The following is a 6,079-nucleotide window of genomic DNA, read 5'->3' as shown; positions in this document are numbered from 1 at the left end:
GGCCGGCACCAGCCACACCGTGATGTTGCCCTGCGGGGTCAGGTCGATGACGAGAACCCGCAGCCCTCGCCCGGCCAAGTCGCCCGCGAACCCGGCGGTCAGTGACGTCTTGCCGACCCCGCCCTTCTGGTTGCAGAAGACGAAGATCCGGGTTGCCACACCGGCGACAGAAGCAGCGACATGTCAGGTTCACTCCTATCGGTTAGTCGGTTCCGGGTAGCGTAAGAGCAACTGACTGTCGATCGGACCGACAAGCGGACGGCCTAGCTTGCAGATCAAGCGTACACCAGATCAGTCAACAAGTCAGCAAGTTGTGTTGTTGACAGACTGACTGACGGGGCGTTCAATGGAGATACAAGCGAGGGAGCCGGGCTTGGCGGCCCGACTCCCTCAGTTCCGGCAGGCGTTCGAGCGCCCCCGGGACGTGGACCGATCCCCCTTGGAGGGAACAGTCATGGCCCATTCTGTCAGGCCCCCCCGACGCCACCTGATGGTGGTCAACCGCAAGCCGGCGCGGTCGGCCAGCGCGTGATCGCGCTGGGGCCGCATCCGCCCGCCCACTGCAGCAACTGCGCGGACTTCCGCACCGTGGCCGTGCGCCGGCGGGACGGCGAGCTGTCCGTGACGCACTGCCCCGTGTGCTCCCTCGCGGCCGTGGACATCGTGGCGTGACCCGATGAGCGCCACCGAGGCCCCGACCCTGCTGGAGCAGTGCCAGCAGGACTACCGCAGCCACCAGGCCAGCGCCGACGACCGCCGCGGGCGTGCGCCGAGCAGCGGGCCACCGGCCTGGCGCACGGCAACGAGTCCGCCGGCGCGTGGGCAGCCCCGCCCCCGGCGTCCCCCAGCGGTACTGACCGCCCGTCCGTCACCAGCCCGCCGGGCGGCACGGACCGCCCGGCGGCAGCCCCAGGAGGCTGCAGTGCCGCACTTCGACACGAACCTGATCCCCTTGAACGAGCTCGGCCTGTCCGGCGAGGGCTTCCGCCGCTGGGCCGCCGCCGCTCTGTTCAGCTCCGACATGACGACCGCCGAGATCGCCGACGAGCCCCGCGCGCTGATCCGCCCGCTGGTGCGGGCGATCGTGCACACGATCGGCGAGGAGGCCCGACAGGGCCGGGTGGCCAGCGAGTTCGGCGAGTACCCGACCGAGGCCGCCGCCCGGATGGCCGCGTGCTCGGCCGCCGTCGCGGACGCCCCGAGCTGGCCGCTGCTGACGGACTGGAAGGTGGCGCGCTGATGTACCGCTTCCGCGTCGTCCAGACGGCCCTCCAGCCCCGCCAGCAGGTCATCGCCATGACCGCGATGCTCGCCGCCGTGCTCGGCGTCGTCGCCGCGCTCACCCACTCCGCCACCGCCGCGCACCGGCTGGCCGCCGCCGCCGGGTACGCGCTGGTGCTCGCCCCGGCCGTGCTGTTCCTGCAGGCCCGCCCGCTCGCCGTGCTGGTCGGCACGGCGCTGATCTCCGCCGAGCTGGCCGGGTGCCCTGCACCTGTACCGGCGCCGGCGCTCCGGCGGGAGGTGTGGGCATGACCCCCATCGCGCTGGAGGAACTGCTGACCCGTACGAGGAGGGCCGCTTCCGCCACCTCCGCACCGGGAGCTGATGATCCAGGACCGGCTCGGCGCGCTGCAGGCCCGCCGCGAGGTCCGCCGGCGGCTGGCCGAGGGGGACGTGACCCTGCTCGCCAGCCCGGCCAGCTGTGGACCCTCCGCCCGGAGTTCGACTCGCTCGGCGACTGGCCGCGCGGCCGGACGCTGGAACTGGTCGAGCGCCGCTCGAGCCCGCCCGCCGCGCTGGTCGCGACGAGGCCGGGCAGGAGCGGAGATCCGGCTGACCGTGCTGCGAGATGTACGAGCTCACCGCGTGGCGGTGGACGGAGTGAAGCGCAAGGTCGTGCCGTTCACCGGCGAGCAGTGGCGCTGTTCCCCGCGGACGGCGCCGAGGGGCGGCCGGCGGAGAAGCCGGCCGCCGCCGGCGGCCCGCGCTGCCTGCCCCGCAGGCCTCCGCCAGCGGCTGGCCGCCGTCGAGACGGCCCGGCGAGACGGCCACCGAGTCGTGAGCCGGTACGAGGAGAGCCGCGCCTGGTGATCGAGCGCTCCGGCCACCACGTCGTGCTCGACCACCAGGGGCTGGCGATCGACGGACAGCGGATCTGCCAGACCCCCTCACCCCGCCCAGACCATCCCGCCCGGCCAGGCCGCCACCAGCCGGGCGTTCCAGGTCACCGACGACGGCAGGTGATCTACCGGGGCCGGATGGTCGCCGAGATCGGGCCCAGCCCGGCCGGCACCGCAACCCCGGGGAGCTGACCGTCCACGCCCCAACGGGCCCGAGTGGTACCCGGCCAGCCCGGGGCCGGGCCCTCCGGCCCGGAGCTGGAGGCCGCGGTGAAGCACGCCGCCGAACTCTCCGCCCGCCGCACCGACCGGAGCGCGGAGGAGGCCGAGGAAGTCTCCTCCGCCCCCCAGCCCACCCCCGACAGCACGACGACCGAGACCAGCAGATGGAGCTCACGAGATGACCCCGCACCACTGGCAGCCGACGACTGTTACCCCGCTGGTCCCCGCCCAGCCGCCGCAGATCATGAGCGCGGGCACCTACTGGTCACCCGCTACGGCGGCGCGTGGCGCCTTCCTCAGCACCACGACCGCGCTGGTGCTGGCCGGATCTGGCACGACCAGGGGCCGCGGGCAGCTGGGGGGACGTCGCTCTGATGCTCGCGTTGTCCGCCGGAGCACCTTCCACGGGGTTGTCTCGGCGTCGAAGGAGCACGGCCACGAGGTCATCACGGCCGTGGCGTTCGCCGCCTCCGGTTCGTTCGCGTTGATCGGGGTTGCCGCCTACACCAGCAGCTGGGCGCTGGCCGCGATCCTGTGGCTGGTCGCACCGTGCTGGTCTACTCCGTCACCGCGCGGCACTGGCGCACCGCCGCGAGCGGGCCGAGGCCCGGTGGCACGAGCTGCAGTTGACCCAGGTCAACCGGCTGGCCGATGTCGAGACCGCGCGGCTCCAGGCCACCGTCCAGGCCCAGGCGCTCACCTACGGGCTGATGCTCGCGCAGGCGATCGACCACCGGCAGACGCTCGACCCGGCGACGTTCCAGGCTGCGATGCTGGCCGGCACTGGGCTGCCCCAGCTGACCCCGGCGAGCACCACCACGACCAAGGAGATCAACAGCTGATGACCGATCAGACCACGCGCGAGGAAGCGGCCCAGGCCGATCTGGCCACGCTGGTGGAGTACGCCGGACACTTCGCCGACAGCTGGTCCACCGCGCGCCGCCAGGCGTGGGTGGCCGCCGTCGCCGACCGGGTCCGCCACGAGGACGGGACGCACAGCTTCGGGCCGTCCACCCCCGTGCCCGCGTGGGCCCGCCTGGAGTTCGACGGTCGGCTGCGGACGGGGGAGTGCCCGATCCTCTCGCTCGGCACGGTGCCGGTCCACGTGGACTGGCCGCGGATCGTGCGCGAGCACCAGGTGGAGATGGCGAACGGCTTCTACGAGACCGCCCCGTACGGGCCGGACATCCTCTCCGCGTTCGAGCTGCTGACTGGGCTCGGGTACGAGCCGTGGCTGGACACCGAGCTGCACCTGGTGGACGTCGCCGAGGACGGGACGCTGCAGATCCGGCTGGAGGCCGGCGCCCTGTACGCCGAGGACCCGGTGCTGGACCGTACGGTGCGCGAGGTGTGGGACCGGCTCGGCAGCACCGAGCGGGTCTGCGTCAGCCCCGATTTCGGCGGCCGCAATGTCGTGGAGTGGGCGTGGTACTGACCGCGTCCGGGCTAGGTTCGGGGGTTCGGCCGCCCGGCCGGACCCGGTGTGAGGGGAAGGGACGAGGGTGGACGAGGACGACCAGGTGACCGGCGGGCAGGACCACGGCGAGGGGTGCGACGACCCGCAGTGCGAGGTCTGCGGCCCGGAGCCGACCTACGAGGAGTGGGTGGCCCAGCAGATCGGCCCGCGCAAGGTCGGCGGCCGGTACCGCACTCGGCACGGCTACGAGTACGACGTGATCGCCATCGACCCGGGCCCGCGCCCGCGCACCCAGTGGCCGGTCTGGCAGATCACGGTGATCGGCACCGAGGACGGCATCAAGCGCTCCCACTGCACCGCGTGGACCTGCACGACCAGGTCGTGCAGGAGCCCGGCGAGGTAGTGCTGGAGTGGCCCGCCGCGGGCGCGCGGGCCGCCGGGCTGGCGGCCGCCGAGGCGTTGGAGCCGGCGGCCGGCACCGCTGACCACCACCACACCGAACCGGAGGGGACCATGACGAACACCCAGGGCAGCCCGCTGCAGCTGCCCGACATCTACGAGACCCGGCAGGGCACGCACTGCGCGACGCCTACGAGCGCGGCGACATGGACGAGGCCCGGCGCATCGAGGCGCACGTGCTGGCCGAGGCCGCCACGACCCCGGAGGAGCGGGAAGTCTTCGCCGAGACCCTGCGCGGCGCGATGCTGTTCAAGGAGCTCACCCAGGCCAAGGACGCCGGGGACGAGGCCCGCGCCGAGGAGATCAGCCAGCGGATGGTCAAGCTGTGCTCCCGGCGCACGATCGTGCAGACCATCTCCGCCGGCTACCTCCAGGCCGGACTGCGCGAGGGACTGCCGAAGGCGACCCACGACGAGCTGATGGCCATGCTCGCCGAGCTGGAGGTGGGCGGCGAGATCCGCCGTCTCGCCGAGAGCATCCCCGTACACTGACACCCGAGCAGCACGACGAGGGCCCCGCCGCCGGCGGGGCCCTCTCGCGTTCACCGGCTACATGCCGAAGTGGCTCTCCGCCGTGCTGGCCAGCTGGGAGGCCAGTTCCTCCGTGTCGATCTCGTCCAGGTCCTCCAGGTCCCGCAGATACTCCTCCAACTGCGAGCGGAGCACCGCCTGCAGGGAGAAGTCGTCGTCGTCGTCTTCACCGTCGAAGTCGTCAAAGGCCATGGCGGGCAGTCTCCCAGTTCCCCCAGGTGCGCGGGCGGTTCCGGCCGCCGGGGGCGTCCCCCGATCGGGTGGTCTCTGACGCAGGTCAAGGCCCGCAGCCGCGCCAACCGCCCGTGCCAAGAGGTGGCACCGCCGTAGACAAGCAACTACCCGGCGGGGCAGGCGTGGGGGTGACCCGCCGTGACGCAGAGGGGGAGGCGTGGCTGATCGAGGAGCGGGGGCCGCCGTCCGGCGCGGGGCGCCGGTCGGCTCGGTGCTCTCCGGCACCGGTTGCCGAGCGCGCCGGCACCAGGGGGTGACCGGGCGAGGGCTGATGTCAACAAGTCGGCATTGTCGGTCAGTTCCGGCAGCAGGAACGGCGAAGGGGCCCGGGTGGACCGGGGCCCCTTCTCGCTGACCGGGGTCAGCCGCCGTGCGGGGGCAGCACCCGGGCGGCGTGGTCGGCCAGCTGCTGCACGCGGGCCGGGTCGAAGCCGGGCACCGGGGCGAGGTTGCGGACGATGTGCCGCACCCGCTTGGCCGGCACCACCGTGACGTTCTCCAGCATCACCACCCGCCGGGCACGCTCGCACCGTGCACGGCGACCAGGGCCCGCACCGGCACCCCGAGCGCCCGGGACGTCTGCTCCGCCTCCCAGGCCGCCGTCCGCAGCGTCTTGCTCTGGTCGTACTTGCCGTAGAAGAGCCGGCCGCCGTCGATCCGCAGCGTGGACTTGGAGCTCTGCCAGTTCTTCGTGTCCACCATCAGCACCCCGGCCGGGCCGATCAGCAGGTGATCGACGTTCGCGCGGCTCCCCGGCACCGCCCGGTCGTGGAGCGCCGTCCAGCCGTCGCGCTGCAGTGGGATCAGCAGCTGGGCCGTGCGCCGCTCGCCCGCCGCCCCGATGGTCCAGGAGTTGCCCACCGGCCGGTACACCCGGCGGGCGACCGCGCCGACGACGACGAGCACCAGGACCAGGCCGAGCCACCACGGCAGGCCGAGGAGCACGGCCAGGACCAGGCCGCCGACCGCGGCCGCCGGTAAAGCCCAGCGGGCCCGCGCGTGCTGGCGGGCCCGCTCGGCGTCGAGCTGCTGCTGGCCCATCCGGGCCGCAGACGCCCCCGCCCCGTGCCGCTGGTCAGGAATCCCTGCCATCCGTT

The 6,079-nt window shown here is 73.2% G+C and carries 12 protein-coding genes; 8 read left to right on the top strand and 4 right to left on the bottom strand.

Features of this window, described 5'->3' with window-relative positions; all coding sequences use genetic code 11:
* On the bottom strand, nucleotides 1-159 hold a 159-nt coding region (locus F7Q99_RS38925; protein ID WP_326847576.1), incomplete at its 3' end, for a ParA family protein.
* Between the two features lie 517 nt (nucleotides 160-676).
* Here F7Q99_RS38925 and F7Q99_RS38920 point away from each other — a divergent pair.
* The 8 genes from F7Q99_RS38920 (at nucleotide 677) to F7Q99_RS38885 (ending at nucleotide 4,709) form a co-directional block, all read left to right on the top strand.
* Nucleotides 677-1,240 (top strand): hypothetical protein, encoded by a 564-nt coding sequence (locus tag F7Q99_RS38920; RefSeq protein ID WP_153471967.1) that lies wholly within the window; start codon nucleotides 677-679, stop codon nucleotides 1,238-1,240.
* The gene (locus F7Q99_RS38915; protein WP_153471964.1) at nucleotides 1,240-1,533 is read left to right on the top strand and encodes a hypothetical protein; all 294 of its coding nucleotides are present in this window, start codon (nucleotides 1,240-1,242) and stop codon (nucleotides 1,531-1,533) included. Before F7Q99_RS38920 ends, F7Q99_RS38915 begins: the two co-directional genes overlap by 1 nt.
* Before the next feature lie 72 nt (nucleotides 1,534-1,605).
* Complete coding sequence (locus tag F7Q99_RS38910) at nucleotides 1,606-2,091, top strand: hypothetical protein (RefSeq protein WP_153471961.1); 486 nt, start codon at nucleotides 1,606-1,608, stop codon at nucleotides 2,089-2,091.
* Nucleotides 2,088-2,312: a hypothetical protein gene (locus tag F7Q99_RS38905; protein WP_153471958.1), complete on the top strand. Its 225-nt coding sequence runs from the start codon at nucleotides 2,088-2,090 to the stop codon at nucleotides 2,310-2,312. Before F7Q99_RS38910 ends, F7Q99_RS38905 begins: the two co-directional genes overlap by 4 nt.
* Nucleotides 2,313-2,968: 656 nt before the next feature.
* Nucleotides 2,969-3,184: a hypothetical protein gene (locus F7Q99_RS38900; RefSeq protein WP_153471955.1), complete on the top strand. Its 216-nt coding sequence runs from the start codon at nucleotides 2,969-2,971 to the stop codon at nucleotides 3,182-3,184.
* Nucleotides 3,184-3,777 carry a hypothetical protein gene (locus tag F7Q99_RS38895; RefSeq protein WP_153471863.1) on the top strand — a complete coding sequence of 198 codons (594 nt, stop codon included), beginning with the start codon at nucleotides 3,184-3,186 and terminating at the stop codon, nucleotides 3,775-3,777. The genes F7Q99_RS38900 and F7Q99_RS38895 overlap by 1 nt, the downstream gene beginning before the upstream one ends.
* A 67-nt stretch (nucleotides 3,778-3,844) precedes the next feature.
* Nucleotides 3,845-4,162 carry a hypothetical protein gene (locus F7Q99_RS38890; RefSeq protein WP_153471952.1) on the top strand — a complete coding sequence of 106 codons (318 nt, stop codon included), beginning with the start codon at nucleotides 3,845-3,847 and terminating at the stop codon, nucleotides 4,160-4,162.
* A 202-nt stretch (nucleotides 4,163-4,364) separates the two neighbouring features.
* A complete protein-coding gene (locus tag F7Q99_RS38885; protein WP_153471950.1) occupies nucleotides 4,365-4,709 on the top strand; it encodes a hypothetical protein in 345 nt (114 codons plus the stop codon).
* A 57-nt stretch (nucleotides 4,710-4,766) separates the two neighbouring features.
* Here the strand turns inward: F7Q99_RS38885 and F7Q99_RS38880 are convergent, their stop codons facing one another.
* The 3 genes from F7Q99_RS38880 to F7Q99_RS38875 all read right to left on the bottom strand — a co-directional run bounded on the left by F7Q99_RS38880 (nucleotide 4,767) and on the right by F7Q99_RS38875 (nucleotide 6,074).
* A complete protein-coding gene (locus F7Q99_RS38880; protein ID WP_153471853.1) occupies nucleotides 4,767-4,940 on the bottom strand; it encodes a hypothetical protein in 174 nt (57 codons plus the stop codon).
* A 403-nt stretch (nucleotides 4,941-5,343) separates the two neighbouring features.
* Nucleotides 5,344-5,487, bottom strand: a complete 144-nt coding sequence (locus F7Q99_RS42315) for a hypothetical protein (protein WP_230211346.1) — start codon at nucleotides 5,485-5,487, stop codon at nucleotides 5,344-5,346.
* Nucleotides 5,487-6,074, bottom strand: coding sequence for a nuclease-related domain-containing protein (locus F7Q99_RS38875; RefSeq protein WP_230211345.1), 588 nt, complete (start codon nucleotides 6,072-6,074; stop codon nucleotides 5,487-5,489). Before F7Q99_RS38875 ends, F7Q99_RS42315 begins: the two co-directional genes overlap by 1 nt.
* Between the last annotated feature and the right edge of the window lie 5 nt (nucleotides 6,075-6,079).

Origin of the sequence: Streptomyces kaniharaensis (assembly GCF_009569385.1) — a bacterium.
Classification (GTDB): domain Bacteria; phylum Actinomycetota; class Actinomycetes; order Streptomycetales; family Streptomycetaceae; genus Kitasatospora; species Kitasatospora kaniharaensis.
The sequence above is the reverse complement of the archived record's forward strand: the minus strand, read 5'-3'. Positions and strand labels throughout refer to the sequence as shown.

Excerpts from the sequence above, each read along its gene's own strand:
- F7Q99_RS38920 (WP_153471967.1), top strand. The coding sequence starts at position 677 with ATGAGCGCCACCGAGGCCCCGACCCTGCTGGAGCAGTGCCAGCAGGAC.
- F7Q99_RS38915 (WP_153471964.1), top strand. The coding sequence starts at position 1,240 with ATGTACCGCTTCCGCGTCGTCCAGACGGCCCTCCAGCCCCGCCAGCAG.
- F7Q99_RS38910 (WP_153471961.1), top strand. The coding sequence starts at position 1,606 with ATGATCCAGGACCGGCTCGGCGCGCTGCAGGCCCGCCGCGAGGTCCGC.
- F7Q99_RS38895 (WP_153471863.1), top strand. The coding sequence starts at position 3,184 with ATGACCGATCAGACCACGCGCGAGGAAGCGGCCCAGGCCGATCTGGCC.
- F7Q99_RS38885 (WP_153471950.1), top strand. The coding sequence starts at position 4,365 with ATGGACGAGGCCCGGCGCATCGAGGCGCACGTGCTGGCCGAGGCCGCC.
- F7Q99_RS38880 (WP_153471853.1), bottom strand. The coding sequence starts at position 4,940 with ATGGCCTTTGACGACTTCGACGGTGAAGACGACGACGACGACTTCTCC.
- F7Q99_RS42315 (WP_230211346.1), bottom strand. The coding sequence starts at position 5,487 with ATGCTGGAGAACGTCACGGTGGTGCCGGCCAAGCGGGTGCGGCACATC.
- F7Q99_RS38875 (WP_230211345.1), bottom strand. The coding sequence starts at position 6,074 with ATGGCAGGGATTCCTGACCAGCGGCACGGGGCGGGGGCGTCTGCGGCC.